This is a genomic window from Paraburkholderia sp. J10-1, from assembly GCF_905220165.1.
GTDB lineage: Bacteria > Pseudomonadota > Gammaproteobacteria > Burkholderiales > Burkholderiaceae > Paraburkholderia.
The window spans coordinates 167,920-193,331 of sequence record NZ_CAJMYW010000012.1 but is presented as its reverse complement, the minus strand read 5'-3'; the positions used below and the strand labels follow the sequence as shown (position 1 = coordinate 193,331).

At 64.5% G+C, this 25,412-nt stretch carries 26 protein-coding genes; 12 read left to right on the top strand and 14 right to left on the bottom strand.

Annotation, left to right across the window (positions count from 1 at the left end; genetic code table 11):
- From U5A65_RS30350 to U5A65_RS30310, 9 genes are all read left to right on the top strand, one after another.
- A partial coding sequence (locus tag U5A65_RS30350; RefSeq protein WP_321948740.1) for a DegT/DnrJ/EryC1/StrS family aminotransferase occupies positions 1-295 on the top strand: 295 nt, incomplete at its 5' end.
- 139 nt (positions 296-434) lie between these two features.
- Positions 435-1,526 carry a glycosyltransferase gene (locus U5A65_RS30345; RefSeq protein ID WP_321936714.1) on the top strand — a complete coding sequence of 364 codons (1,092 nt, stop codon included), beginning with the start codon at positions 435-437 and terminating at the stop codon, positions 1,524-1,526.
- Positions 1,523-2,479, top strand: coding sequence for a formyltransferase (locus U5A65_RS30340; RefSeq protein WP_321914313.1), 957 nt, complete (start codon positions 1,523-1,525; stop codon positions 2,477-2,479). The genes U5A65_RS30345 and U5A65_RS30340 overlap by 4 nt, the downstream gene beginning before the upstream one ends.
- Positions 2,476-3,525, top strand: coding sequence for a bifunctional UDP-4-keto-pentose/UDP-xylose synthase (locus tag U5A65_RS30335; RefSeq protein WP_321948739.1), 1,050 nt, complete (start codon positions 2,476-2,478; stop codon positions 3,523-3,525). The genes U5A65_RS30340 and U5A65_RS30335 overlap by 4 nt, the downstream gene beginning before the upstream one ends.
- Before the next feature lie 24 nt (positions 3,526-3,549).
- Complete coding sequence (locus tag U5A65_RS30330) at positions 3,550-4,446, top strand: polysaccharide deacetylase family protein (protein ID WP_321936715.1); 897 nt, start codon at positions 3,550-3,552, stop codon at positions 4,444-4,446.
- Positions 4,447-4,608: 162 nt separating this feature from the next.
- Positions 4,609-5,070, top strand: coding sequence for a peroxiredoxin (locus tag U5A65_RS30325; protein ID WP_233883785.1), 462 nt, complete (start codon positions 4,609-4,611; stop codon positions 5,068-5,070).
- A 399-nt stretch (positions 5,071-5,469) separates the two neighbouring features.
- Complete coding sequence (locus U5A65_RS30320) at positions 5,470-7,308, top strand: PhoH family protein (protein ID WP_321936716.1); 1,839 nt, start codon at positions 5,470-5,472, stop codon at positions 7,306-7,308.
- Positions 7,309-7,542: 234 nt separating this feature from the next.
- Positions 7,543-8,643: a C40 family peptidase gene (locus tag U5A65_RS30315; RefSeq protein WP_321948738.1), complete on the top strand. Its 1,101-nt coding sequence runs from the start codon at positions 7,543-7,545 to the stop codon at positions 8,641-8,643.
- Between the two features lie 136 nt (positions 8,644-8,779).
- Entirely contained in the window at positions 8,780-9,586 is an 807-nt protein-coding gene (locus U5A65_RS30310; RefSeq protein WP_321948737.1) for an SDR family oxidoreductase, read from the top strand.
- Positions 9,587-9,650: 64 nt separating this feature from the next.
- On the opposite strand, the gene U5A65_RS30305 is transcribed toward U5A65_RS30310, so the two are convergent.
- The 10 genes from U5A65_RS30305 to U5A65_RS30260 all read right to left on the bottom strand — a co-directional run bounded on the left by U5A65_RS30305 (position 9,651) and on the right by U5A65_RS30260 (position 17,457).
- Positions 9,651-10,661, bottom strand: coding sequence for an inorganic phosphate transporter (locus tag U5A65_RS30305; RefSeq protein WP_321914308.1), 1,011 nt, complete (start codon positions 10,659-10,661; stop codon positions 9,651-9,653).
- Between the two features lie 10 nt (positions 10,662-10,671).
- On the bottom strand, positions 10,672-11,298 hold the full coding sequence (locus tag U5A65_RS30300; RefSeq protein ID WP_158757914.1) for a DUF47 domain-containing protein: 627 nt from the start codon (positions 11,296-11,298) through the stop codon (positions 10,672-10,674).
- Positions 11,299-11,482: 184 nt separating this feature from the next.
- On the bottom strand, positions 11,483-12,865 hold the full coding sequence (locus tag U5A65_RS30295) for a replicative DNA helicase (RefSeq protein ID WP_158757915.1): 1,383 nt from the start codon (positions 12,863-12,865) through the stop codon (positions 11,483-11,485).
- A 158-nt stretch (positions 12,866-13,023) separates the two neighbouring features.
- Positions 13,024-13,476 carry a 50S ribosomal protein L9 gene (rplI, locus tag U5A65_RS30290; RefSeq protein WP_321914306.1) on the bottom strand — a complete coding sequence of 151 codons (453 nt, stop codon included), beginning with the start codon at positions 13,474-13,476 and terminating at the stop codon, positions 13,024-13,026.
- 27 nt (positions 13,477-13,503) lie between these two features.
- Positions 13,504-13,779: a 30S ribosomal protein S18 gene (gene rpsR / locus U5A65_RS30285; RefSeq protein ID WP_027797225.1), complete on the bottom strand. Its 276-nt coding sequence runs from the start codon at positions 13,777-13,779 to the stop codon at positions 13,504-13,506.
- Positions 13,780-13,781: 2 nt separating this feature from the next.
- On the bottom strand, positions 13,782-14,081 hold the full coding sequence (priB, locus tag U5A65_RS30280; RefSeq protein WP_028204898.1) for a primosomal replication protein N: 300 nt from the start codon (positions 14,079-14,081) through the stop codon (positions 13,782-13,784).
- Between the two features lie 59 nt (positions 14,082-14,140).
- Positions 14,141-14,512, bottom strand: coding sequence for a 30S ribosomal protein S6 (gene rpsF / locus U5A65_RS30275; RefSeq protein WP_027818337.1), 372 nt, complete (start codon positions 14,510-14,512; stop codon positions 14,141-14,143).
- A 206-nt stretch (positions 14,513-14,718) separates the two neighbouring features.
- Complete coding sequence (locus U5A65_RS30270) at positions 14,719-15,639, bottom strand: anti-sigma factor family protein (protein ID WP_321914305.1); 921 nt, start codon at positions 15,637-15,639, stop codon at positions 14,719-14,721.
- The gene (locus U5A65_RS30265) at positions 15,629-16,423 is read right to left on the bottom strand and encodes an RNA polymerase sigma factor (protein WP_321914304.1); all 795 of its coding nucleotides are present in this window, start codon (positions 16,421-16,423) and stop codon (positions 15,629-15,631) included. The genes U5A65_RS30270 and U5A65_RS30265 overlap by 11 nt, the downstream gene beginning before the upstream one ends.
- Before the next feature lie 125 nt (positions 16,424-16,548).
- On the bottom strand, positions 16,549-17,457 hold the full coding sequence (locus U5A65_RS30260; RefSeq protein ID WP_321914303.1) for a substrate binding domain-containing protein: 909 nt from the start codon (positions 17,455-17,457) through the stop codon (positions 16,549-16,551).
- Between the two features lie 161 nt (positions 17,458-17,618).
- Here U5A65_RS30260 and gcl point away from each other — a divergent pair, with 161 nt between their 5' ends.
- From gcl to U5A65_RS30245, 3 genes are all read left to right on the top strand, one after another.
- Positions 17,619-19,403: a glyoxylate carboligase gene (gene gcl, locus U5A65_RS30255; RefSeq protein ID WP_321914302.1), complete on the top strand. Its 1,785-nt coding sequence runs from the start codon at positions 17,619-17,621 to the stop codon at positions 19,401-19,403.
- A 112-nt stretch (positions 19,404-19,515) separates the two neighbouring features.
- The gene (gene hyi, locus U5A65_RS30250) at positions 19,516-20,313 is read left to right on the top strand and encodes a hydroxypyruvate isomerase (protein ID WP_321948736.1); all 798 of its coding nucleotides are present in this window, start codon (positions 19,516-19,518) and stop codon (positions 20,311-20,313) included.
- 57 nt (positions 20,314-20,370) lie between these two features.
- Entirely contained in the window at positions 20,371-21,276 is a 906-nt protein-coding gene (locus U5A65_RS30245; protein WP_321914300.1) for a 2-hydroxy-3-oxopropionate reductase, read from the top strand.
- 299 nt (positions 21,277-21,575) lie between these two features.
- Here U5A65_RS30245 and U5A65_RS30240 read toward each other — a convergent pair whose 3' ends face one another.
- The 4 genes from U5A65_RS30240 to U5A65_RS30225 form a co-directional block, all read right to left on the bottom strand.
- Positions 21,576-22,064, bottom strand: a complete 489-nt coding sequence (locus tag U5A65_RS30240; RefSeq protein ID WP_321948735.1) for a RidA family protein — start codon at positions 22,062-22,064, stop codon at positions 21,576-21,578.
- A 183-nt stretch (positions 22,065-22,247) separates the two neighbouring features.
- On the bottom strand, positions 22,248-23,276 hold the full coding sequence (locus U5A65_RS30235) for an asparaginase (protein ID WP_321948734.1): 1,029 nt from the start codon (positions 23,274-23,276) through the stop codon (positions 22,248-22,250).
- Positions 23,277-23,326: 50 nt separating this feature from the next.
- On the bottom strand, positions 23,327-24,253 hold the full coding sequence (locus U5A65_RS30230) for a CysB family HTH-type transcriptional regulator (protein ID WP_321914297.1): 927 nt from the start codon (positions 24,251-24,253) through the stop codon (positions 23,327-23,329).
- A gap of 102 nt (positions 24,254-24,355) precedes the next feature.
- Positions 24,356-25,411 (bottom strand): sulfate ABC transporter ATP-binding protein, encoded by a 1,056-nt coding sequence (locus U5A65_RS30225; protein ID WP_321914296.1) that lies wholly within the window; start codon positions 25,409-25,411, stop codon positions 24,356-24,358.
- Position 25,412 lies beyond the last annotated feature (1 nt).

Genomic DNA, 25,412 nt, shown 5'->3' with positions numbered 1-25,412 from the left:
TAACAGCAACTGGCACATGTTCCAGATCACGCTGCCGCTCGAAAAGCTCGCGATCGACCGCGCGGGCTTCATGGGTGAGCTGAAAGCGCGCGGCATCGGCTCGGGCGTGCATTACCCGGCCATCCACCTCTTCACGCTCTACCGCGAGCGCGGTTTCAAGGCGGGCATGTTCCCGCACGCGGAGCGCTTCGGCGCGAGCACGGTCACGCTGCCGCTCTTCACGCAGATGACCGAGACCGACGTGGCCCGCGTGTGCCAGGCGGTGAACGAGATTAGCGCGAAGTTTGCAAAGTAGTTTGCAGAATCAGAAGTCGAAGTCCACAGGCATACTCAGCAGGCAAGACACAGGGGAAACGCGGAACTCGGCGCAGTATTTGCGCCGTGATCCGCGCACGCAGTAAACCGAAGCATCCAATAACGGAATCGACGCACACATGAGTCAAACGGAACAAGGCACCCTGACCCCGGACACGCCGGAAGTCTCGGTCATCATTCCGGTCTACAACGAGGAAGCTGGCCTTCCCGCGCTGTTCGCGCGCCTGTATCCGGCGCTCGACAAGCTCGGCACCTCGTACGAAGTGATCTTCATCAACGACGGCAGCCGCGACCGCTCGGCCGCGATGCTCGCCGAGCAGTTCCGCGCGCGGCCCGACACCACGCGCGCGATCCTGCTCAACGGCAATTACGGCCAGCACATGGCGATTCTCGCGGGCTTCGAGCAGGCGCGCGGCGAAATCGTCATCACGCTCGACGCCGACCTGCAAAATCCGCCCGAGGAAATCGGCAAGCTCGTCGAGAAGATGCGCGAGGGCTACGACTACGTCGGCACCATCCGCAAGCAGCGTCAGGACAGCCTCTGGCGGCGCAAGGCTTCGCAGGCGATGAACCGTCTGCGCGAGCGCATCACGCGCATCAAGATGACCGACCAGGGCTGCATGCTGCGCGCGTACAACCGCCGCATCATCGACACGATCAACCGCTGCGGCGAAATCAACACCTTCATTCCGGCGCTCGCCTACACGTTCTCGCAGAACCCCGTCGAGGTCGAGGTCGCGCACGAGGAGCGCTTCGCCGGCGAATCGAAGTACTCGCTCTATAGCCTCATTCGCCTGAATTTCGACCTCGTGACGGGCTTTTCCGTCGTGCCGCTGCAGTGGCTGTCGTTCATCGGCGTGATCCTCTCGCTCGGCTCGGCCGGGCTCTTCGTGCTGCTGCTGATTCGCCGCTTCATCATCGGGGCGGAAGTGCAAGGCGTGTTCACGCTGTTCGCCATCACGTTCTTCCTGCTCGGCGTGATCATCTTCGCGCTCGGTCTGCTCGGCGAGTACATCGGCCGCATCTACCAACAGGTGCGCGCGCGTCCGCGTTACCTGATCCAGACGATCCTCGAGGAACGCAATGGCCGCGCCGTTGCCGATACGCCGCGCCAGGATTTCGTGCAGGCCGCCGCGTTCGCGCAACCGGCGCCGACGGTGCAACCCGCCAATGCGGCCACGAACCCGGCCAACGAAGGAGCCGGCCAATGAAACCGCGTGCCGTTGTCTTCGCGTATCACAACGTGGGGGTGCGCTGCCTGCAGGTGCTGCTCGCGGGCGGCGTCGACGTTGCGCTCGTCGTCACGCATGAAGACAGCCCGACCGAGAACATCTGGTTCGGCAGCGTGAAGTCGGTGGCGCAGGAGCATGGCATCGAGGTCGTCACGCCCGCCGACCCGAAGAGCGCCGAGCTGCGCGCGGCCGTTTCCGCGGCGCGGCCGGACTTCATCTTCTCGTTCTACTACCGGCACATGCTGCCCGTGGACCTGCTCGCGCTCGCCGGGCGCGGCGCGTACAACATGCACGGCTCGCTCCTGCCGAAGTACCGTGGCCGCGTGCCCACGAACTGGGCCGTACTCAACGGCGAAACCGAAACGGGCGCGACGCTGCACGAAATGGCCGCGAAACCCGACGCGGGTGCGATCGTCGCGCAAACCCCGGTGCCGATCCTCCCCGACGACACCGCCGCGCAGGTCTTCGACAAGGTCACGGTCGCCGCCGAGCAGACGCTCTGGCGCGTGCTGCCCGCGCTGATTGCGGGCGAGGCGCCGCATCTGCCGAACGACCTTACCAAGGGCAGCTACTACGGTGGGCGCAAGCCGGAAGACGGCCGCGTCGACTTCGGCCAAAGCGCGCAGCAGGTGTACAACCTCATTCGCGCCGTCGCGCCGCCCTATCCCGGCGCGTTCACCGACATCGGCAACGAGCGTTTTGTCATTGCCCGCGCGCGCCTCGTGCGCCCCGGCTCGCAAGAAGCCGAAAGGGTCCGCCCCCTCGCCGGATTGCCCGTGGGCATCCACGTAAGCGATAATGCGCTTTTCGCCGTCTGCGGCGACGCACGCGCCATCGCGATCCACGAACTGCGGCATGCGCATAACGGTCAAGAAACCGTTATCAGCCCCGCCGCGTTCTCCGAACTCATTTCATCTGTCCCCCGTCCATGACCAAAAAAGTCCTGATCCTGGGTGTGAACGGCTTTATCGGCCACCACCTCTCCAAGCGCATCCTCGAATCCACGAACTGGGAAGTGTTCGGCATGGACATGCAGACAGATCGCCTCGGCGACCTCGTCAAGCATGAGCGGATGCACTTCTTCGAAGGCGACATCACGATCAACAAGGAGTGGGTCGAGTACCACGTCAAGAAGTGCGACGTGATCCTGCCGCTCGTCGCCATCGCCACGCCCGCTACCTACGTGCAGCAGCCGCTGCGCGTGTTCGAACTCGACTTCGAAGCGAACCTGCCGATCGTGCGTTCGGCCGTGAAGTACCGCAAGCACCTCGTTTTCCCGTCGACCTCCGAGGTCTACGGCATGTGTTCGGACGAGCAGTTCGATCCGGACGCCTCGGCGCTGACCTACGGCCCGATCAACAAGCCGCGCTGGATCTACGCGTGCTCCAAGCAGCTCATGGACCGCGTGATCTGGGGCTACGGCATGGAAGGCCTGAACTTCACGCTGTTCCGTCCGTTCAACTGGATCGGCCCGGGCCTCGACTCGATCTACACGCCGAAGGAAGGTTCGTCGCGCGTCGTCACGCAGTTCCTCGGCCACATCGTGCGCGGCGAGAACATCAGCCTCGTGGATGGCGGCGCGCAAAAGCGTGCGTTCACCGACATCGACGACGGCATCGAAGCGCTGATGAAGATCATCGAGAACAAGGACGGCATTGCCACGGGCAAGATCTACAACATCGGCAACCCGACCAACAACTTCTCGGTGCGCGAACTCGCACACAAGATGCTCGCGCTCGCCGCTGAATTCCCGGAGTACGCGGAAACGGCGAAGAAGGTGCAGCTCGTCGAAACGTCGTCGGGCGCCTACTACGGCGCGGGCTACCAGGACGTGCAGAACCGCGTGCCGAAGATCGACAACACGAAGCAGGAACTCGGCTGGGCGCCGAAGTCGACCTTCGACGAAGCGCTGCGCAAGATCTTCGAAGCGTACCGCGGCCATGTGGCCGAAGCGCGCGCGCTCGTCGAGCAACACTAAGCGTTAGATAAAGGTCCTCGCCTCTTGGCTCGCATCGTTCTGAAAATCGACGTCGACACGCTGCGCGGCACGCGCGAAGGCGTGCCGAACCTCGCGCGCATCTTCGATCGCTACAAGGCGCGCGCCACGTTCCTGTTCAGCCTCGGCCCGGATCACACGGGCTGGGCGCTGCGCCGCGTGTTGCGGCCGGGCTTTCTGAAGAAGGTCTCGCGCACGTCGGTGGTCGAGCACTACGGCGTGAAGCAGCTGATGTACGGCGTGCTGCTGCCGGGCCCCGACATCGGCGTGGAAGCCGCGGCTGAAATGCGCGCGATTCACGAAGCCGGCTTCGAGTGCGGCATCCATACGTGGGATCACGTGTACTGGCAGGACAACGTGCGCACGCGTGACGCGCAATGGACCGCGCGCCAGATGCAGAAGAGCCACGACCGCTTCACGCGCATCTTCGGCACGCCGCCCGTCACGCACGGTGCAGCGGGCTGGCAGATGAACGAGGCGGCCTTCGAGCAGATCGACACGTGGGGCATGAAGTACGCCTCCGACGGGCGTGGCCACTCGCCCTACCGTCCGGTGGTGGCGGGCCGCACGTTGAACCACGTGCAAATGCCCACCACGCTGCCCACGCTCGACGAGGTGCTCGGCGTCGATGGCGTCGATACCGACACGGTCGCCGCGTGGATGCTCAAGCGCACCGAAAACAACCCGCACGACCAGGTCTTCACGCTGCACGCCGAACTCGAAGGCCAGAAGCTCGCCCCTATCTTCGAGCAGCTGCTCTCGGGCTGGCGCGCGCAAGGCCACACGTTTGCCACGATGGGCGATTACCATGCGACGCTGGACCCGGATTCGCTGCCATCGTACCCTGTCACCTGGGGCGAGATCGCCGGCCGCTCCGGCCAGCTGATCGTTCAGCCCGACTGAATCCGCCGCCCGCGCGCCGCGGGGTGCCTGCCCGGACCCGCGCCCGCGCAACGCCCCCCGCCGCGGGCGGCACGCCGTCCCGGCGAAACGGCGCTGCAGCCTCCAGATTCAAAGCGCTGCGGCAACGCCAGCCAATAACAAAGGGAGAGCCACGTGCCTGACGTGACCATCGCAGTCGACCACCCCGTTCCCGACTTTACCGCCCCCGCCACCGGCGGCGACTTCACGCTTTCGAGCCTGAAGGGCAGCAAGGTGGTGCTCTACTTCTATCCGAAAGACAACACGCCGGGCTGCACGACCGAGGGCCTGCAATTCCGCGACCTCTCTCCGAAGTTCAAGAAGGCCGGCGCGCAGATCGTGGGCGTGTCGCGCGACAGCGTGCGCTCGCACGATAACTTCAAGGCCAAGCTCGAATTGCCGTTTACCTTGGTATCGGATGCCGACGAAGCGCTGTGCACGCTCTTCGACGTCATCAAATTGAAGAAAATGTATGGCAAACAGGTACGAGGTATCGAACGCTCGACCTTCCTGATCGACGCTGCCGGCGTGCTGCGCCAGGAGTGGCGCGGCATCAAGGTTCCGGGCCATGTCGAGGAAGTTCTGGAGGCTGTACAAGCGCTTTGAGGAGCGTTATATTGGGCTGCAATGAGTGCCTGTCCAACCCTTTTTACGTCGCGTTGCGGCGGTTTCGCAGCCGGTCATGCAATGACCGGAAATGCGCATCCGAGGCAACGGGACAACACCGAAGTGAAGCCGCTTGCCTCGTCATCCGGGGCAGCGGCTTTTTTGTTTGTTCCACGCTGTTCCCTCCCGCTTTTCTCCCCGTTCGCGCCGGCTTTGCGACCCGGTGCGCGCAAACGTCAAGGAGCTGATCGAAAACCAGGCGAACCGGCATTTTCTGACCTGAGCGCGCACCTTGCGCAGTAACGGCGGGCGCCTACCCGGCACCCGCACGCACCGCCCGAAAGCGCGCCTTACTGGGTAACCCCGCGACCACTCGACCCGAATTTTTCGAGGGACACCATGCCTTTGCCTACTCCCCCCAGCAAGCTCGGCAACCTGCTGCCGCCGGATGAATACAAGACGCGTGCCCGCACGACGCGCAGCACACGCAAGGCCGCGAGCGAGAACGACGCGGCCGACGTTGCCGAATACGGCCCCGCGAGCGTCGCCGAGCCGATGACGCAGGCCGCCAACGCAGCGACCACGCTGCGCACGGTGCCGCTTCCGAGCGGCAGCGCCGAACTCGCCGCGCTCGAACCGGTCGCACCGGCGCCCGCGCGCAGCAAGCGCAACAACAGCAAGCAAGTGACGGCCGCGCTGCTGCAGCCTGTCGAGGCACGCACCGGAGCCGACACGCCCGTTGGGCGCGGCGGCAAACCCGCGTCGGCGAAAGCCTCCGGCGGCGCCGCTGCGCCTGCCACGCGCGCCGGCACGAAAAAACGCGTGCATCCCGAAGAGAGCACCGAAGTCCAGAAGCTCTTCGTGCTCGACACGAACGTGCTCATGCACGACCCGACCTGCTTGTTCCGTTTCGAGGAGCACGACGTCTATCTGCCGATGATGACGTTGGAAGAACTCGACAACCACAAGAAGGGCATGTCGGAAGTCGCGCGCAACGCTCGCCAGGTGAGCCGCACGCTCGACCAGCTGGTTGCCAACGCGGGCCCGATTTCCGAAGGCATTTCGCTTGGCCGCCTCGGCAGCCGCGAGGCGCTCGGACGCCTGTACTTCCAGACCACGCTCACGCATATCGATCCGGTCGACGGCCTGCCTCAAGGCAAGGCCGACAACCAGATTCTCGGCGTGGTGCGCGCGCTGCAGCGCGACCGGCCGGACCGGCTCGTCGTGCTGGTGTCGAAAGACATCAACATGCGTATCAAGGCGCATGCGCTCGGGCTGCCCGCGGAAGACTACTTCAACGACCAGGTTCTCGAAGACAAGGACCTGCTCTACTCGGGCGTGCGCGCGCTCCAGCAGGACTTCTGGTCGAAGCACGCGAAGGGCATGGAGTCCTGGCAGGACACCAAGACCGGCACGACGTACTACCGCGTGACGGGCCCCGAGTGCCTGTCGATGCTGGTGAACGAGTTCGTGTACCTCGAGCCGCAGAACGGCGAACCGGCGTTCCACGCGATCGTGCGCGAGCTCAACGGCAAGACGGCGCTCCTGCAAACGCTGCGCGACTACGGCCACCACAAGAACAACGTGTGGGGCATCACGGCGCGCAACCGCGAGCAGAACTTCGCGCTGAACCTGCTGATGAACCCGGAGATCGACTTCGTCACGCTGCTCGGCCAGGCCGGCACGGGCAAGACGCTCGTCGCGCTTGCGGCGGGCCTGGCGCAAGTGCTCGACGAAAAGCGCTACAACGAGATCATCGTCACGCGCGCGACGGTGCCGGTTGGCGAGGACATCGGCTTCCTGCCGGGCACGGAAGAGGAAAAAATGCAGCCGTGGATGGGCGCCTTCGACGACAACCTCGAAGTCCTCCAGAAAACTGATGACGCCGCCGGCGAATGGGGGCGCGCTGCGACTCAGGAACTGATCCGCTCGCGCCTGAAAGTGAAGAGCATGAACTTCATGCGCGGCCGCACGTTCGTCGACAAGTATCTGATCATCGACGAGGCGCAGAACCTCACGCCCAAGCAGATGAAGACGCTCGTCACGCGTGCGGGTCCGGGCACGAAGATCGTGTGTCTCGGCAACATCGCGCAGATCGATACGCCTTATCTCACCGAAGGGAGTTCGGGCCTCACCTACGTGGTGGACCGCTTCAAGGGCTGGGCCCACAGCGGCCACGTGACGCTCGCCCGCGGCGAACGCTCGCGGCTTGCCGATTACGCGTCCGATATCCTGTAATCCATTCGCTGGGCGCCGCTTTTCAGGGGCTCCCACGCATTGGGCAAGGACCGTATCCGGGGAACCGGATACGGTCCTTTTTTATTGGCCACGCGTCCCCCAGGCGCAACAGTTGGCGCCCGAACTTCAAGTAAGCTGTGAAGAATCCTTGCGAAAGCCCTGACGGGCGGGCTACCATCCGCCCATGATCCGTTTTCCCGATGGCGCACGCGTCGCGCGCGCCATATTCGCTTCATGCGCCGACTCTGGCTTCCGCTTCTGATCTCCGTTCTGCTTGCCGCGTGCTCCAGCGCGCCGCAAAAGGTATCGCGCAGCGGTTCGTCTTCCAGCGAAAACACGTTGCGAACCCGGCCACCGGGCTTTCCCAATTTCGTCGATCACAGCGTGGGCCGCGAGGAAATCTCGATCCAGGCGATGGGGCTCGTCGGCATTCCGTATCGCTGGGGCGGCAATACGCCCGATAGCGGCTTCGATTGCAGCGGTCTCGTGAAATACGTGCTGGCCCGCTCGGCCTCGGTCGACTTGCCGCGCACCACCGCGGAAATGAGCACGCGCGGCGAAACCATCGAACCCGATGAGATCGCAGCCGGCGATCTCGTCTTCTTCAATACGACAGGACGACCGCATTCGCACGTCGGGATCTACGTGGGCAATCTGCGCTTCGTGAATGCGCCTTCGACGGGCGGCACAGTGCGGCTCGACTATCTGACCAACCCCTACTGGGCGAAACGCTTCGACGGGATCCGCCGCATGGCGCCGGCGCGGCGCACGCCTTTCGAGACCCCGACGTGGGAAGCCTCTGCGCCGACTGAACGTTCGCCCGGCGTGAACGTCGCACCACCAGCCGCCGCCATGGCGAGCGTCGCGCCTGCCGCGGGTGCACAGCCCGCGCCGCGTGCGGTCGCTGCGAGCCAGAATCGCATTGTCGCTGCGCCGGCTTCGGCCTATGTGGCAACTCAGGCAACGGCACCGACGGCCTCGACAGCGACGACCGCCTCCGCCGATGCGTTCGAGCCGCCACCCGCTTCGCTCGGCGCAGCGCAAACGCAGGCACGCGACGCCGCCGCGCTTGCTCCCGCAACTTCGTCTGGCTACGCCAGCGGCGCACCGCGCGATGCCATCGACGCCGCCGCCGACGCCTTCGAGCCCCCGCCGCCCACCGCCAACGCGGCGGCGCGCCAGGCCGGCCAGGTGGGCTCGACGCCGATCCAGGCGGCGACTCCGTCCGCCGGCAGCGTGCAGATCATGCGCGCCTCGACAGCCGGTTCAGTCTCGCCCGCCCCAACCCAGTCCAGCGACGATCCCATCGCGCGCTTTGCCAACAGCGGCGACTGAGGCTGCCACGCCCCGGCGCTGACGGGCACCTTGCCCCTGGCCGGACGGCGACTCATGCTTCCAGCGGTTTGCGGCGCCCCGCGCCTCTGCTATCGTTTCGGGACCGTTTTTCATACTTTCGCGCAGCGAGGCGACGATGGATCTTGGACTCAGCAAGAAGGTGGTACTCGTGACGGGCGGCAGCAAGGGCATTGGCCTTGCCTGCGCGCGCGCCTTTGCGCAGGAAGGCGCCCGCGTGGCGATCGTCTCGCGCGAACCCGCCAATCTCGCGCGCGCGCGCGAACAATTGGCAAGCGAGGGCCTGCACGTGCACCTCACCCGCGCCGACCTGCACGAAGCGCATAGCGCCGCGGACGTGGTCGAAGAAGTCTCCACGGCGGTCGGCCCCATCGATATTCTCATCAACAGCGCGGGCGCGGCACGCCGCTACGACCCGGAAACACTCGATGCGGACGCGTTCAGGGCGACGATGGAGGCGAAATATTTCCCCTACATCTATCCGCAGCAGGAAGTGCTGCGCCGCATGGTGCAGCGGATCAAGTCGGGCGAGAGCGCGGAGCCCGGCGCCATCGTCAATATCATCGGCATGGGCGGGAAGTTCGCGAGCGATATCCATATTGCGGGAGGCGCGGCCAACGCAGCATTGATGCTCGCCACCGTGGGCCTCGCGCACTATCACGCGCGCTACGGCATCCGCATCAACGCCATCAACCCGGGCGCCACGCTCACGGAACGGTTGCAGGAGGCCGTTCAGCTGGAGGCTCAACGGACGGGCGTCGGCGCCGACGAGGCGTTGGCGAGCGGCGAAGCGAAGGTGCCGCTCGGGCGCTATGCGAAGCCGGAGGAAATCGCCGATGTCGCGCTTTTCCTCGCGAGCCGGCGCGCGAGCTATGTCACGGGCGCGCTCATTCCGATGGATGGGGCCAGCACGCCGCTGATCTGAAGCGCCCGCCAGCGCGCCGGCCAAGGCCCTAAAAGCACTGCGGCGCCCGAAGGCGCCGCAGGTTTTACATGAAGCGGTGACCGAGCCACCAGGCAGCCGCGGCCAGCGTGGCCGAGGCCGGTATGGTCAGCACCCAGGCCCAGACGATGTTGCCCGCCACGCCCCAGCGCACCGCGCTGAGCTTCTGCGTCGCGCCAACGCCGACAATCGCGCCCGTGATCGTGTGCGTGGTCGAAACGGGAATGCCCATCCACGAAGCCGTGAAGAGCGTAAGCGCCCCGCCCGCCTCCGCGCAGAAGCCACCCACCGGCTTGAGCTTGGTGATCTTCTGGCCCATCGTGCGCACGATGCGCCAGCCGCCGAACAGCGTGCCGAGACCCATCGACAGATAGCAGCCGCCAATCACCCAGATGGGCGGCGCGTCGGAGCCGATTGCCGAGTAGCCCGTTGCGATCAGCAGCATCCAGATGATGCCGATGGTCTTCTGCGCGTCGTTGCCGCCGTGGCCGAGGCTATAAAGGCCAGCGGAAACGAGTTGCAACCGCCTGAAGCGCCGGTCGACCTTGCTTGGCGGTGTGCGGAAGTACAGCCACGACACCGTGAGCATGAAGAACGATCCCAGGATGAAACCGAGCAGCGGCGAGATGAAGATGAACGCCACCGTCTTCATGAGGCCGTCGAAATTGAGCGAGGCCCAGCCCGACTTCGCGAGCGCCGCGCCCACGAGACCGCCGATCAGCGCGTGCGAGGAACTCGACGGAATGCCGTAGTACCACGTGAGCACGTTCCAGCCGATCGCGCCCATCAGCGCGCCGAACACCACGTAGTGATCGACGATATCGGGGTCGATCGTGCCTTTGCCGACCGTCTGCGCCACCTTCAGGTGGAACACGAAATAGGCGATCACGTTGAACATGGCGGCAAACGCCACCGCCTGCTGCGGCTTCAGAACGCCGGTGGACACGACCGTGGCGATGGAATTCGCCGCATCGTGAAAACCGTTCATGAAGTCGAAGATGAGAGCGATGGCGACCAGTGTCGCGACCGCCCAGAGGGCGAGTTGTATCGATTGCATCGCAGTCCGCTCAGGCGTTCTCTAGCACGATGCCTTCGATGATGTTCGCGACATCCTCGCACTTGTCCGTGATCGCTTCGAGCAATTCGTAGATGGCCTTCAGCTTGATCAGCGTCTTGACGTTGTCTTCCTCGCGGAACAGCTTCGAGATGGCGGAGCGCAGCAGGCGGTCGGCGTCGGATTCGAGGCGATCGATGTCCTCGCAGGCCTTGAGGATTTCGCGCGCCTGCTTCATGTCGGAGAGGAGCCCCACCGCCAGTTGCACGCGCTCGGCCGTGGCCGTCACCACATGCGCCAGCTGGCTCGCCTCGGCCGTCACGGCTTGTACGTCGTAGAGCGAAATGGCCGTGGCGACGTCCTCCATGAGGTCGAGGCAATCGTCCATCGTCGTGATCAGCTTATGGATCTCGTCGCGGTCGAGCGGCGTGATGAAGGTCTTGTGCAGCAGGTCGATCGCCTCGTGCGTGAGCTTGTCGGCGGCCTTCTCGGCGGCCTGCACGTTCTGCTTGTGGACCTCGGCGTCAGCGAGGTTATCGATCAGAAGTTCGAGTTCGCGGCTCGCGGAAACGATGCATTTCGCATGCGCGTTGAAAATTTCGAAGAACTTGCCCTCGGTGGGCATGAATCGACCGAACATTGGTATCCCGGAAATTGGTCACGGATTGCCGTCAGTAAGCGGCAAATTAGGCGGCAAAATAAGCGACAAAGCCAACCGTCATAAAACGGCAATATTGTATCGTCAGGAGAGTGCCGCCGCATGGATCGGCTAACGCCACCGCGGCATTTGCGCCACTTTGGCGCAAGCCGCGCAAGGAATAGCGTTATTCGCCGTAGAAGGTCTGCGCCCCGGCAAAATTGTCGAACTTCGTGTATTGGCCGTGGAACGTGAGGCGAACGGGGCCGATCGGACCGTTACGCTGCTTGCCGATGATGATTTCGGCGGTGCCCTTGTCGGGGCTGTCGGGGTTGTAGACTTCGTCGCGATAGATGAACAGAATCACGTCCGCATCCTGTTCGATAGCGCCCGATTCGCGCAGGTCCGACATCACCGGCCGCTTGTTCGGGCGCTGCTCCAGACCGCGGTTCAGCTGCGACAGCGCGATCACGGGTACGTCCAGTTCCTTTGCGAGGCTCTTGAGCGAGCGCGAGATTTCCGAAATTTCGGTCGCCCGGTTTTCGCCCGACGACGAGCCGCTCATCAGCTGCAAGTAGTCGATGATGATGAGTCCGAGCTTGCCGCACTGGCGCGACAGACGCCGCGCGCGCGAGCGCAATTCCATCGGGTTCAGGCCGCCCGTTTCGTCGATGAAGATCTGCGCCTCGCTCATTTTCTGCACGGCGTGCGTGAGCTTCGGCCAGTCCTCGTCAGTGAGCCGGCCCGTACGCATCCGGTGCTGGTCCAGACGCCCGACCGAACCGAGCATACGCATGATCAGCTGCGTGCCCGGCATTTCCATCGAGAACACCGCCACCGGCAGCCCGTACTCCACGGCCACGTATTCGCCGATGTTCATCGAGAACGCGGTCTTACCCATCGACGGGCGCCCTGCCACGATGATCAGCTCGCCGCCGTGCATGCCCGACGTCATGCGGTCGAGGTCCATGAAGCCCGTGGGCGTACCCGTCACGTCGCTCGGGTTGGCCGTGTGATAGAGCGTGTCGATACGCTCCACGACCTGCGTGAGCAGCGGCCCGATCTCAAGGAAGCCCTGGGTGCCGCGCGCGCCGTCTTCGGCGATCGAGAAGACCTTCGATTCGGCCTCGTCGAGCAACTGGCGCACTTCCTTGCCCTGCGGGTTGAAGGCGTCGGCGGAAATTTCGTCGGCGACGGAAACGAGGCGGCGCAACACCGCCCGGTCTCGCACGATTTCCGCATAGCGGCGGATGTTCGCGGCGCTCGGCGTGTTCTGCGCGAGTGCGTTCAGGTACGCGAGGCCGCCCACGTCATCGGCTTTGCCCGAGGTGCCGAGCGCTTCGTACACCGTCACCACGTCGGCCGGGCGCGTGGCCGCAATCAGCCGGCCAATGTGCTCGAAGATGATGCGGTGATCGTAGCGGTAGAAGTCGCTTTGCGAGAGGAAGTCGGCAATCCGGTCCCAAGCGGCGTTATCCAGCAGCAGGCCGCCGAGCACCGATTGCTCGGCTTCGATCGAATGCGGCGGGACCTTCAGCGAGTCGAGTTGGGGATCTTTCGGAGCGTTCATGGAGGGCAATTATCGGACAAGGGGGTGCCTCGAACAAGCGTCAAAACTCGCAACGAGCGTCCAGACAGCGCACAACAAAAAAGGCAGAAGCCCTGCGGCTCCTGCCCTTCCTGATCTTGCGTCAAACCGCGCGGCCCGCAAGGGCCGCACGTGGGTACTTAGGCGTGCTCGCCCAGCACCGACACCGTGACGTCGACGAGGACGTCGGTGTGCAGCGCAACCTGCACCGGGTGGTCGCCCACCATCTTCAGCGGGCCTTCCGGCAGACGCACTTGCGCCTTTTCCACTGCGAAGCCTTGCTTCGTGAGTGCAACGGCGATGTCCGCGTTCGTGACCGAACCGAACAGACGGCCGTCCACGCCAGCCTTCTGGCCGATCTGAACGGTCAGACCGTTCAGCTTTTCGCCTTCAGCTTGCGCAGCTGCCAGCTTTTCAGCGGCGGCCTTTTCGAGTTCAGCGCGGCGAACTTCGAATTCAGCGATTGCGTCCTTCGTTGCGCGGCGTGCCTTCTTGTTCGGGATCAGGAAGTTACGTGCGTAACCGTCCTTAACCTTCACGATGTCGCCGAGGTTACCCAGATTGACGACTTTTTCCAGAAGAATGATCTGCATTCTATTGCTCCTTATCGCGTCGTCTTATTAGGCCTTGTGCTGGTCGGTGTACGGCATCAGCGCGAGGAAACGCGCGCGCTTGATAGCCGTGTCCAGCTGACGCTGATAGTGGGCCTTCGTACCCGTCAGACGAGCCGGCGTGATCTTGCCGTTTTCGCCGATGAAGTCCTTCAGCGTATCGAGGTCCTTGTAGTCGATCTGTTCGACGTTTGCAGCCGTGAAGCGGCAGAACTTCTTACGCTTGAAGAGCGGGTTTTGTTGCTGACGACGCTTGTCGAATTTCTTACCAGTCGGGCGGGGCATGATTAGTCCTTTCCTGTGCCTTGCATTTCGGTGATGTGAAACACCAGGGTTCGCGCATTGCGGTGCTTTTTCGCCAGAAAACCGGTGAAGAGCGCTTCCACGCCCATCTCACAGCTTTCTACGAGACCGCAGGCCTTGCCGGCCGCCACCGCGGGCATCGTGAGCTCGACGAAGCGGGGAATGCCGGCTTCGACGACCTCCGTGCGATGCTGCAACGTCACGCTTGCGATCGGAACGCCGGCGGGGGTGTACCGCACCGGTTCGCGTTCGACGACGCTGGCCGTAAGCTGCAGCCTGTTCACGGGGCTAACTTAAACAAATAAGTCGGGCAAATGAGCTTGAATCCTGATGGCTTGTGTACTTAAGCCTGCGCTTCGGTCGGCTGGGCAGCCGCCTTCTTGGCTTCTTCGCGCTGCACTTCCTTCATCATCGGCGACGGGCCGGTTTCGGCCTTCTTCATCTTGACGATGAGGTGACGCAGAACAGCGTCGTTGAACTTGAACGCGTGTTCCAGTTCGTCGAGCGTGGTCTGGTCGCATTCGATGTTCATGCAGACGTAGTGAGCCTTCGCGAGTTTCTCGATCATGTAGGCCAGTTGACGACGGCCCCAGTCTTCGATGCGGTGGATCTGGCCACCGTGCGAGGTGATCGTGCTCTTGTAGCGCTCGATCATGGCGGGCACTTGCTCGCTCTGATCGGGGTGCACGATGAAGACGATTTCGTAATGACGCATGTTCACTCCTTGTGCTGACTTGTGGATATAAGCCACCCGGGCGTCGGAACCGGTGCGGCAAGTGAGAAGCCGAAGATTGTAGCGCGGATGGGCTGGCCGCGCAAGGCAGATCGTAGGCTGGAGCGATGATTCGGGCGTGTTTTCAATGACTTGCGCGGTGGGGCGCGTCTTGAAGAGGCTTCACCGCGTTCTTGCGAGAAGAAAACCTAGCTGCCGGCCGCCTCGCTCGCGCCGCCCGCGAGACGGGCGTCGAGCGCCGCGCGCAGGCCGTCGAGCGCGTCCGAGCCGGCGTCCGTCACGGCCCACCAGGTCATGCCCGCCGCCTCCCAGCGCAGGAGCGCGTAGCCTTCGCTCGAACCGCTCGGCGCGGCGCCCGAGACGGCTGGCCCGCTCGCGCCGGGCGGGAAGACATAGACGTCGATCACGTGCTTGCGATAGTGATAGACGAGCACGGCAACACGTTCGCGCCCCACATAATCGAGGCGTCCGCCCGCCAGCGCAAAACCCTGCTGCGCCAGATCGAAGACGGGCGGCGCGTAGTCGATACGGCCGTTGAACCATGGCTTCACGGTGTGACGGTCGGTCGAAATCACGTCGATATCGCGGCCCGAGATCTGGGCGCGCACATGGCTCGACACGAGATCGTCGATGAAAGCTGTCTCCGCGGCCGGGCGGCGCAGATGCAACGAGCCGATCACCGCCAGCGCACACAGGATCAGCACGGCGCAGCCGAACCACGCAAGCGTGGCCGCGCGCGGACCGGCGCCCGCGGCCGGAGCGCTCCAACCACCGCCTCCGCCCTGCGCCGCTGCGCCGCTGCCAGGCCACCAGTTGCGCAGCCAGGCGCGCCAGCCGCCTGAGTCGCGCACGGGTGCTGGCGATGGCGTTGCCTTTGGAGACGCCACTTCGGTTGCCGGCAATGCCGCGACGATGCGCGCAGCCAGTCCAGCCGGCGCACGGTGGTAGGGCGCCGAGCGAATCATCTGAGAGATGGCCTGAGCATCGTCGGCAACGCGGCGGCACTGCTCGCAACCTGCGAGATGCTCGCGCACACGCCATTCGTCGGCGGCGGAGAGTTCGCGATCGACGCTCGCGTCGACCAGCGGGCGCGCTTCGTTACAGTTCATCTGGCGCCTCCGTCGTTCGGCCGTCAGTGCGGGAGCGAGAATGCAACGACGCTCCGCCGTCGGCGGCCGGCTCCTCGCGGAACCGACCGCCGCTCCCCCGGCCGGATGGTCTCCTGGCTTGACTGCTTCCCCCGACACCTGCTCTGTCGTCCGCGCAGCCGTGGGCGCGGACGACCGAATCACTTGCAGACTCATCGACGGCCGTGCTGGCCGAAGCTTTACCGCTCTCGCCGCCGTGGTACGCCGCCAGCAGCGTCGCCAGACGCCTTCGGCCGCGTGCGAGCCGCGACATCACCGTGCCAACCGGCAAGTCGGCAATTGCCGCGATTTCGCGGTAGCCCAACTCCTCCAGCTCGCGCAGCACCAGCACTTCCCGATACTCCACCGGCAGGCGCCTTAGCGCGTCCTGCACGTGGCGGGCGTCTTCGGCGCGGATCGCGAGCGTCTCCGGATCGACGCCGCCCGTTTCCCAGCCTTCGAGCGGCGCGTCGTCGCGCAACTCGTCGAATGGCGCCACCTCTTCCGCGCCCGCGCGCCGCCGCCATTCGTCGTACCAGACGCGCCGCACGATCGCGAGGAGCCACGGGCGGGCCTCGTCGCCGCGAAACGTGTCGAAGAACCGAAACGCCCGCAGGAACGCCTCCTGGACGATATCTTCCGCGTCGCCCGGATTGCGCGAAAGCCAGCGCGCGAGGTTGTAGGCCGCATCGAGATGCGGCAGCGCCAGCGCCTGAAAGCGGCGGCTGCGTCCGGCCTCATCCTGCTCGTACGCGGATTCGCCCACGTCGTCCCCTCGCGTCTTCGTTTGGCTTGCTTGCGCGACCGTGGCCGCTATACACGCATTACCAAAGCTCGGGCCAGTTTATTCCCGCGCGCTGTGCACGAAAACGAAAAAAAATTTGAAACGCGTCACGCGCCGGTCCAATAGCCCGGCCGCGCGTAGACCTCCTTAAGGTAGTCGATGAAATAGCGCACGCGCGCCGGCACATAACGCTGCTGCGGATACACCGCGAGGATGTCGTACTCCGGCAGCGCGTACTCGTCGAGCACGGTTTCGAGTTCGCCGCGCGCGAGCTGGGCGTCGATCTCCCAGGTCGAGCGCCAGCCGAGTCCGAGACTCTCGGTCACCCAGCGGTGCAGCAGTTCGCCGTCGTTGCAGTCGAGCGTGCCGCCCACGCGCACGGTCACGAGCTTGCCGCCGCGGCTGAAGTACCAGCCGCGGTTCTGGCCGCCCTGCAGGTTGAACGCGAGGCAATTGTGGTTCGGCAGGTCTTCGAGCGTTTGCGGGCGCCCGTGCTTGCGGAAATATTCGGGCGTGCCGCACACCACGCGCCGGTTCGAGGCGAGCTTCACGGCAACGAAATTCGGATCCACCGCACCGCCGATGCGGATCGACAGGTCATAGCCCTCGCGTACCAGATCGACCACGCGGTCGGTGAGATTGAACGAAACCTGGAGTTCGGGCTTGTCGGCGAGAAACTCGGGCGCGAGCGGCGCAACGTGCTTGCGCCCGAACGCGGCCGGCGCCGAGACGATCAGATGGCCGCTCACCACCTGGCGCCCGACGGACAGCTCGTTTTCGGCCTGATCCCAGTCGGCGAGCAGGCCGCGACAGCGCTCGAGAAAAGCCGCGCCCTCCTCGCTTACCACCAGCCGCCGCGTCGAACGGTAGATGAGCTTCACGCCCAGGCGCTTTTCCAGCGCGTCGATCCGCCGCCCGAGGATCACCGGCGAAACGCCTTCCTCAAGCGCCGCGGCGGCGAGGCTGCCCGCGTCCGCGACGCGCACAAAGGTTTCGATCTGTTTGAAACGGTCCATTGCGTGTCTCCTTCCGGGCGGAAGCCGCGCCCCACCGGCATTCCATACTTTTTGTTTCGGAATAAACGACCTGGACTGATCTTATCAAACCTTTCCTGCGCCTCTAAAGTGGGCCTCAACGCTTAGCCATTCCTCGCATACGAGACATTCAGGAGACAATCATGGCCAAAATGAGAGCCGTCGACGCCGCTGTTCTGGTGCTCGAAAAAGAAGGCATCGATACTGCTTTCGGCGTGCCGGGCGCAGCCATCAATCCGTTCTATTCGGCGATGAAAAAGGCCGGCGGCATCACGCACGTGCTGGCGCGCCACGTCGAGGGCGCTTCGCACATGGCCGAAGGCTATACGCGGGCCACGCCCGGCAACATCGGCGTGTGCATCGGCACCTCGGGCCCCGCGGGCACCGACATGATCACGGGCCTCTACTCGGCCCAGGCCGATTCGATTCCGATCCTTGCGATCACGGGCCAGGCGCCGCGCGCCCGCCTCTACAAGGAAGACTTCCAGGCTGTCGACATCGAGTCGATCGCCAAGCCCGTCACCAAGTGGGCCGTTACCGTGCGCGAGCCGGCGCTCGTGCCGCGCGTGTTCCAGCAGGCGTTCCATCTGATGCGCTCGGGCCGTCCGGGTCCGGTGCTGGTCGATCTGCCCATCGACGTGCAACTCGCCGAAATCGAATTCGACATCGACACCTACGAGCCGCTGCCGGTCTACAAGCCGAAAGCCACGCGCAAGCAGATCGAAGCCGCACTCGAAATGCTCAACGCCAGCGAAAAGCCGTTGATCGTTTCCGGCGGCGGCGTGCTCAACGCAGCAGCCGAAGACCTGCTCGTTCAGTTTGCCGAGACCGTGGGCGTGCCCGTCATCCCGACGCTCATGTCGTGGGGCGCGATTGCCGACGACCATCCGCTCATGGCCGGCATGGTCGGCCTGCAGACTTCGCATCGCTACGGCAATGCCACGATGCTCGCCTCCGACTTCGTGCTCGGCATCGGCAACCGCTGGGCGAACCGTCATACGGGCAGCGTCGAGGTCTACACGAAGGGCCGCAAGTTCGTGCACGTCGATATCGAGCCGACGCAGATCGGCCGCGTGTTCGGCCCGGATCTCGGCATCGTGTCGGACGCGAAGGCCGCGCTCGAACTCTTCGTCGAGATCGCACAGGAATGGAAGGCCGCGGGCAAGTTGAAGGACCGCAGCGCGTGGGTGGCCGACTGCCAGCAGCGCAAGCGCACGATGCTGCGCAAGACGCACTTCGAGAACACGCCGATCAAGCCGCAACGCGTGTACGAAGAGATGAACAAGGCGTTTGGCCGCGACACCTGCTACGTGAGCACCATCGGCCTGTCGCAGATCGCAGGCGCGCAGTTCCTGCACGTGTACAAGGCGCGCAACTGGATCAACTGCGGCCAGGCGGGCCCGCTCGGCTGGACGATTCCCGCGGCGCTCGGCGTGCGCGCAGCCGATCCGACGCGTCCGATCGTGGCGCTCTCGGGCGACTACGACTTCCAGTTCATGGTCGAAGAGCTGGCCGTGGGCGCACAGTTCAAGCTGCCGTACGTGCACGTGGTCGTGAACAACTCGTATCTCGGCCTGATCCGCCAGGCGCAGCGCGCGTTCGACATGGACTTCTGCGTGCAGCTCGCGTTCGAGAACATCAACGCGCCTGAGGTGAACGGCTACGGCGTCGATCACGTCACGGTTGCCGAAGGCCTCGGCTGCAAGGCGCTGCGCGTGTTCAAGCCGGAAGAGATCGCACCGGCGCTCAAGCAGGCTCAGGCGCTCGCCGCCGAACACAGCGTGCCGGTGGTCGTCGAAGTGATTCTCGAGCGTGTGACCAACATCTCGATGGGCACAGAAATCGACGCGATCAACGAGTTCGAAGAACTGGCCGAAAAGCCCGAGCACGCGCCGACTGCCATCAGCGCGCTGAGCGCCCTCGACTGAGCGCATCGACCACGCATCACTGCAGCACCGGCAGCGCGCACGGCATCGGCGCGCTGCCAGCGCGACTTCCCGCGTGACTTCCTTTATTGACCGACCAGCGAGACCCCGCACCATGCCAAAATTCGCCGCGAACCTCACCATGCTGTTCAACGAAGTGCCCTTCCTCGACCGCTTTGCCGCGGCAGCACAAGCGGGCTTCGACGCCGTGGAGTTCCTGTTCCCGTATCCGTACAAGGCCACCGAACTGGCCGAGCGTCTCGAAGTCAACGGGCTGAAGCTCGTACTTCACAATCTGCCCGCCGGCAACTGGGAAGCGGGCGAGCGCGGCATTGCCTGCCTGCCCGATCGCCGTGGCGAGTTCCAGGAAGGTGTCGGCCGCGCGATCGAGTACGCGAAGGCGCTGAAGGTGCCGCAGCTCAACTGCCTCGTCGGCATTCCGACGGCTGGCGTCGATCGCGAGACGGCGCTTGCCACGATCGTCGATAACCTTCGCTTTGCCGCTGGCGAACTGAAGCGCGAAGGCATCCGCCTGCTGGTCGAGCCGTGCAACGCGTACGACATTCCAGGCTTCGCGCTGAACCGCTCCGCCGAAGCGCTCGACGTGATCGAAAAGACCGGCTCGGACAACCTGTTCCTGCAGTACGACATCTATCACATGCAGCGCATGGAAGGCGAACTCGCCGCGACGATCAAGAAGCACTTCGCGAAGATCGCCCACATCCAGCTCGCCGACAACCCTGGCCGCAACGAACCCGGCACGGGCGAAATCCACTACCCGTTCCTGTTCGATCTGCTCGACACGCTCGGCTACGAAGGTCACATCGGCTGCGAGTACAAGCCTCGCACGACGACTGTCGAAGGCCTCAGCTGGCTGCGCAGCGCAAAGCAGCGCACCGCCGAACTGGCCTGAGCGCGGTCGCCCGCCACGACGCACATTCACGCATTCGCTTTAACGGAGACACACAAGATGGCAAAGATTGGCTTTATCGGACTCGGGATCATGGGCGCGCACATGGCGCGCAACCTCATCAAGGGCGGCCACACGCTCGCCGTGAACGGCAAGTACCCGGTACCCGACGACCTGCGCACGCAAACCGAAGTCGTCGCCGATTCGACGGCTGTCGCGAAGGTGTCGGACATCGTCATCGTGATGGTGCCGGACACGCCTGATGTCGCCAACGTCCTGTTCGCCGACGACGGCGTCGCCAAGGGTCTCTCGGCTGGCAAGCTCGTGATCGACATGAGCTCGATCTCGCCGCTCGAAACGCAACAGTTCGCCAAGCAGATCAACGCGCTCGGCTGCGACTATCTCGACGCACCGGTTTCGGGCGGCGAAGTCGGCGCACGCGAAGCCACGCTCTCGATCATGGTCGGCGGCCCGGAAAAGGCGTTTGATTCCGCCAAGCCCCTGTTCGAACTGATGGGCAAGAACATCTCGCTCGTCGGCGACAACGGCGCGGGCCAGACCACGAAAGTCGCGAACCAGATCATCGTCGCGCTGAACATCGAGGCCGTGGCCGAAGCCCTGCTGTTCGCAGCACGTTCGGGCGCCGACCCCGAGCGCGTGCGCAAGGCCCTCATGGGCGGCTTCGCTTCGTCGCGCATTCTCGAAGTGCACGGCGAACGCATGACCAAGCGCACGTTCAATCCGGGCTTCCGTATCGAATTGCACCAGAAGGACCTGAACCTCGCGCTCGACGGCGCACGCAAGCTGGGTATCGCACTGCCGCACACCGCGAGCGCACAGCAACTCTTCAGCGTGTGCGCCGCGAACGGCGGCAAGGCGTGGGATCACTCGGCAATGATTCGCGCGCTCGAAATCATGGCGAACTTCGAGATCGCCGAACCGCAAGTGCAAGTGAAGGCGGCTTGAGTTCCAGCGGTTGCAGGACGGCGGTTCGCGCGACGTAATGCGCGAACCGCCCGCAGAACCGGATCACGCACATCGGCTCGCGCGCAATGACTACAGCGCACGAGCCTCCCGTGGGGCGCTTCGCGGCGGCGGCAACCGACGCGAGGCAAATCGGTGCCGCTCTGGGCTGAGGGCGGCCAGTGGGGTCCGAAAGCGGCGCCCGGTGACGGCGGGGAAGCCTTGGTCGGTCAGACGTCGTCATCGGGTGTCCGCGTGTCGGATGCCCGTTTTTGCGTTGACTTCGCTTCGCCCTTCCCTTCTCAAGAGCGAGCAAGCGATGTCACCTTGAAAACGAAATCGATTTCAACCGCTGCACCCTTGGGCAATTGCAAGACACCGACCGAAGTCCGCGTGTGCACGCCCACCTCGCCCAAGACCGAATACAACGCATCGGATGCTCCGTCGGCTACTTCGCTTTGCAGCGTGAAGTCAGCCGCGCTGCGGACGAATACGGTAATCCGTGGAACGGCCGATATCGCGTCCAGCGAACCCAAAGCGCCCCTGGCGAGAGCCAGCGCTCGAACGGTGGACGTCGCGGCTGCCTGGCGGGCTTCATCGAGTGAGATTGATTCACCAACAATGCCAACAAAGCGAACCACGTCCCCAATCCGGGGAAGTTGACCTGCAATGTAAGCGACATTCTCGTCAACCAGCACGGGGATGTACTTTCCTCCCGCCTTGATGGGTTCGTTCAGGTCAAAACCCAGCTCAATCGCTAACTGTTGTAGCCTTTCGTCTCTGGTCGTCACGTTGCTTTCCCCCTTGTCTCAGACTGCGATCATACAGCGCAGGGGTATTCCTTCAGGCGATGCCTTCGGGACACATGCCCGCCTGCGCTGCAGCAAGCGCGATCACACGCAAGCACGGCCAGAAACGCAACAGGCCTTGCGGACGAATCCGCAAGGCCTGTTTTTCGTTTTGCACTGTCTGGCTCAGTACGTGTCGAACGCGTCCTGCAGCCCCGCCGTGTCGGTCATGCCAGCAGCGAGTGCGAGCAGCAACAGTACACGCGCCTTGTACGGGCTAAGCGTGCCCGAAGAAACGAAGCCGAGCGCGTCGTCCTTCGCCGCGCCGTTGTGCATCACGTGGCCCGAGCCGACGCGCGAGGCGCGCACGACGGCCACACCCTTCGCGGCCGCTTCGGCCAGCGACTGCTGCAACCCGCCGTGAATCGAGCCATTGCCGGTGCCGGCCACGACGAGCCCATCCACACCGGCGGCCACGAGCGCTTCGACCGCTGCACGCGACACACCCGCGTAGCTCGTCACGATCTCGACCATCGGCCATTGAACCGCTGCCGTGAACGGCGCATCGACCGTATGCGGGCGCAGCGCGCGGCGCTGGAATTCCACGCGCCCATCCTGCACCCAGCCCAGCGCACCGATTTCCGGCGACTGGAACGCATCCACCGCGTAGGTGCTGACCTTCGCGACGTCGCGTGCGCAATGAATGCGGTTGTTGAACGCCACCAGCACACCCTGCCCCGCCGCCGCCTCGCTCGCCGCGAGCGTGACGGCGTTGAGCAGATTGAGCGGACCGTCGGCGGAAAGCGCCGTGGCGGGCCGCATGGCCGCGGTCAAGATGCACGGCTTCGCACTCTTCACCGTGAGATGCAGCAGATACGCGGTTTCTTCGAGCGTGTCCGTGCCGTGCGTGATCACGACGCCGTCGATCTCGTCGCTGGCCAGCAGTTCGTTCACGCGCTGCGCGAGCGTGGACCACAGCGCGAGCGACATGTCCTTGCTGTCGATGCTCGCGATCTGCTCGGCGTGGATCTGCGCGATGACGTCGAGGCCTGGCACAGCCGCCAGAAGCTGCGCGACACCAATCACGCCGGCCTGGTAACCCGCGGTGTTCGCTGCGTCCGCAGCGGAGCCCGCGATCGTGCCGCCCGTGGCGAGCACAGCGATGCGCGGGAGCGCCTTGGGCGCCGCCGCGGAAGAGGAAGTGGAAGTATTCATGGCGGCGATTTTAAGCGATCCGCCGCCCGTCGGGAAAATCAGCCCGCCTTTCAGGTTGCCTCGCGCAACTGGCTCGCGATCTGCTGCTCGGTGAGTTGCGGCGCGAACATTTCGATGAGCCGGTACGCATACTGGCGCAGGAACGCGCCCTTGCGCAGGCCCACTCGCGTCGTGCTCGCTTCGAACAGATGCTCCGTGTCGAGCGCGACGAGTTCGCTGTCGCGCTTCGGGTCGTAGGCCATTGCCGCGACGATGCCCACACCCATGCCGAGTTCGACATAGGTCTTGATCACGTCCGCGTCGATGGCGGTCAGCACCACGTCGGGCACCACGCCCGCCTTCGCGAACGCCTGGTCGATATGCGAGCGGCCCGTGAAGTCCTGGTCGTAGGTGATGATCGGATATTCGGCCACGTCTTCGAGCGTGAGGTTTTCGCGGCCCACGAGCGGATGCGTCTTCGGCACGACCACCACGTGATGCCACGAGTAGCACGGGAACGTGACGATATCGGGGAAGCGGTCGAGCGCTTCGGTCGAGATGCCGATGTCGGCCTCGCCGTTGATGATCATCTGCGCGATCTGCTGCGGATTGCCCTGGCGCAGCGCGAGGTGGACTTTCGGAAACACTTCGCGGAACTGGTGCACGACCTTCGGCAGCGCGTAACGCGCCTGCGTGTGCGTCGTCGCGACCACGAGGTGACCGCTGTCCTGGTCGGCGAACTGGCGCGCCACGCGGCGCAGGTTCTCGGCGTCGAGCAGCATGCGCTCGATCAGTTGATGCACCGCCTTGCCCGGCTCCGTGAGGCCCGTCAAGCGCTTGCCGCGACGAATGAAGATGTCCACGCCGAGCTCGTCTTCGAGATCCTTGATCTGCTTGGAGACGCCCGACTGCGACGTGTACAGCACGTTAGCCACTTCGGTCAGGTTCATGTTCTGCCGCACGGCTTCGCGCACGAAACGCAACTGCTGAAAATTCATGGTCTTCTCTCCGGGACTGCTGACCGATTGTTCGTTTTTGTCGATGTGAGCACTGTAACGCGCATTGCGCCGCGATTTAAGCCGCGAGTCTAAGCCGGGAATCTAAGCCGGGAAAACGCGCAGCCCGCGCGGCACCGCCGTCACGCCCTGGCCCACCGTCAGCCCGAGCGCGCGCCACGACTCGCGGTCGAGCTCGGCTTCGAGCGCGCCGCCGGTGCGGCTTTCCAGCTCCACGCGCACCGAGCCGCCCAGCGTCACCACCCGGCGCACGTCGACGACGATGCCGTCGCGATGCTCGCTCGCTTCGCGGTGCAGCACGAGGTCGTGCGGACGCACATAGGCGAGCGCCGGGCCTTCGAAGCTCGCGTGCACCGAGATCGGCTGCGCCGCGCCTTCGGCCACGAAGCCGCGTGCATCCACACTGCCGCGCAGCCGGTTCGCGGCGCCGAGAAACTCGTAGACGAAAGCCGTCTGTGGATGATCATAGACGTCCTGCGGGCTGCCCACCTGCTCCACATGCCCATGATTCATCACCACGATGCGATCGGCCACTTCGAGCGCCTCTTCCTGGTCGTGCGTGACGAAGATCGTAGAGATGTGCAGGTCGTCGTGCAGGCGGCGCAGCCATGAGCGCAATTCCTTGCGCACCTTGGCGTCGAGCGCGCCGAACGGCTCGTCGAGCAGCAGCACCTTCGGCTCCACGGCGAGCGCGCGCGCGAGCGCGATGCGCTGACGCTGGCCGCCCGACAGTTCGGACGGGTAACGCTGGGCAAGCCAGTCGAGCTGCACGAGCTTGAGCAGCTCATGCACCTTTTCGCGGATCACAGCCTCCGAGGGCCGCTCGCCGCGCGGCTTCACGCGCAGGCCGAACGCCACGTTCTCGAACACCGTCATATGGCGGAACAGCGCGTAATGCTGGAACACGAAGCCCACCTGGCGCTCGCGCGCGCCCACCTCGCCCACGTCCTGGCCTTGCAGCACGACCTGGCCCGCGTCGGCGTATTCAAGGCCCGCGATCACGCGCAGCAGCGTGGTCTTGCCACAACCGGAAGGTCCGAGCAGCGCAACCAGTTCGCCCGGCGGAAAGTCGAGCGAGACGTTGTCGAGGGCGGTGAAGTCGCCGAAGCGCTTGTGCAGATTGCTGACGGTGATGCCCATG

Excerpts from the sequence above, each read along its gene's own strand:
- U5A65_RS30345 (WP_321936714.1), top strand. The coding sequence starts at position 435 with ATGAGTCAAACGGAACAAGGCACCCTGACCCCGGACACGCCGGAAGTC.
- U5A65_RS30340 (WP_321914313.1), top strand. The coding sequence starts at position 1,523 with ATGAAACCGCGTGCCGTTGTCTTCGCGTATCACAACGTGGGGGTGCGC.
- U5A65_RS30335 (WP_321948739.1), top strand. The coding sequence starts at position 2,476 with ATGACCAAAAAAGTCCTGATCCTGGGTGTGAACGGCTTTATCGGCCAC.
- U5A65_RS30320 (WP_321936716.1), top strand. The coding sequence starts at position 5,470 with ATGCCTTTGCCTACTCCCCCCAGCAAGCTCGGCAACCTGCTGCCGCCG.
- U5A65_RS30315 (WP_321948738.1), top strand. The coding sequence starts at position 7,543 with ATGCGCCGACTCTGGCTTCCGCTTCTGATCTCCGTTCTGCTTGCCGCG.
- U5A65_RS30310 (WP_321948737.1), top strand. The coding sequence starts at position 8,780 with ATGGATCTTGGACTCAGCAAGAAGGTGGTACTCGTGACGGGCGGCAGC.
- U5A65_RS30305 (WP_321914308.1), bottom strand. The coding sequence starts at position 10,661 with ATGCAATCGATACAACTCGCCCTCTGGGCGGTCGCGACACTGGTCGCC.
- U5A65_RS30300 (WP_158757914.1), bottom strand. The coding sequence starts at position 11,298 with ATGTTCGGTCGATTCATGCCCACCGAGGGCAAGTTCTTCGAAATTTTC.
- U5A65_RS30295 (WP_158757915.1), bottom strand. The coding sequence starts at position 12,865 with ATGAACGCTCCGAAAGATCCCCAACTCGACTCGCTGAAGGTCCCGCCG.
- rplI (WP_321914306.1), bottom strand. The coding sequence starts at position 13,476 with ATGCAGATCATTCTTCTGGAAAAAGTCGTCAATCTGGGTAACCTCGGC.
- rpsR (WP_027797225.1), bottom strand. The coding sequence starts at position 13,779 with ATGCCCCGCCCGACTGGTAAGAAATTCGACAAGCGTCGTCAGCAACAA.
- rpsF (WP_027818337.1), bottom strand. The coding sequence starts at position 14,512 with ATGCGTCATTACGAAATCGTCTTCATCGTGCACCCCGATCAGAGCGAG.
- U5A65_RS30270 (WP_321914305.1), bottom strand. The coding sequence starts at position 15,639 with ATGAACTGTAACGAAGCGCGCCCGCTGGTCGACGCGAGCGTCGATCGC.
- U5A65_RS30260 (WP_321914303.1), bottom strand. The coding sequence starts at position 17,457 with ATGGACCGTTTCAAACAGATCGAAACCTTTGTGCGCGTCGCGGACGCG.
- gcl (WP_321914302.1), top strand. The coding sequence starts at position 17,619 with ATGGCCAAAATGAGAGCCGTCGACGCCGCTGTTCTGGTGCTCGAAAAA.
- hyi (WP_321948736.1), top strand. The coding sequence starts at position 19,516 with ATGCCAAAATTCGCCGCGAACCTCACCATGCTGTTCAACGAAGTGCCC.
- U5A65_RS30245 (WP_321914300.1), top strand. The coding sequence starts at position 20,371 with ATGGCAAAGATTGGCTTTATCGGACTCGGGATCATGGGCGCGCACATG.
- U5A65_RS30235 (WP_321948734.1), bottom strand. The coding sequence starts at position 23,276 with ATGAATACTTCCACTTCCTCTTCCGCGGCGGCGCCCAAGGCGCTCCCG.
- U5A65_RS30230 (WP_321914297.1), bottom strand. The coding sequence starts at position 24,253 with ATGAATTTTCAGCAGTTGCGTTTCGTGCGCGAAGCCGTGCGGCAGAAC.
- U5A65_RS30225 (WP_321914296.1), bottom strand. The coding sequence starts at position 25,411 with ATGGGCATCACCGTCAGCAATCTGCACAAGCGCTTCGGCGACTTCACC.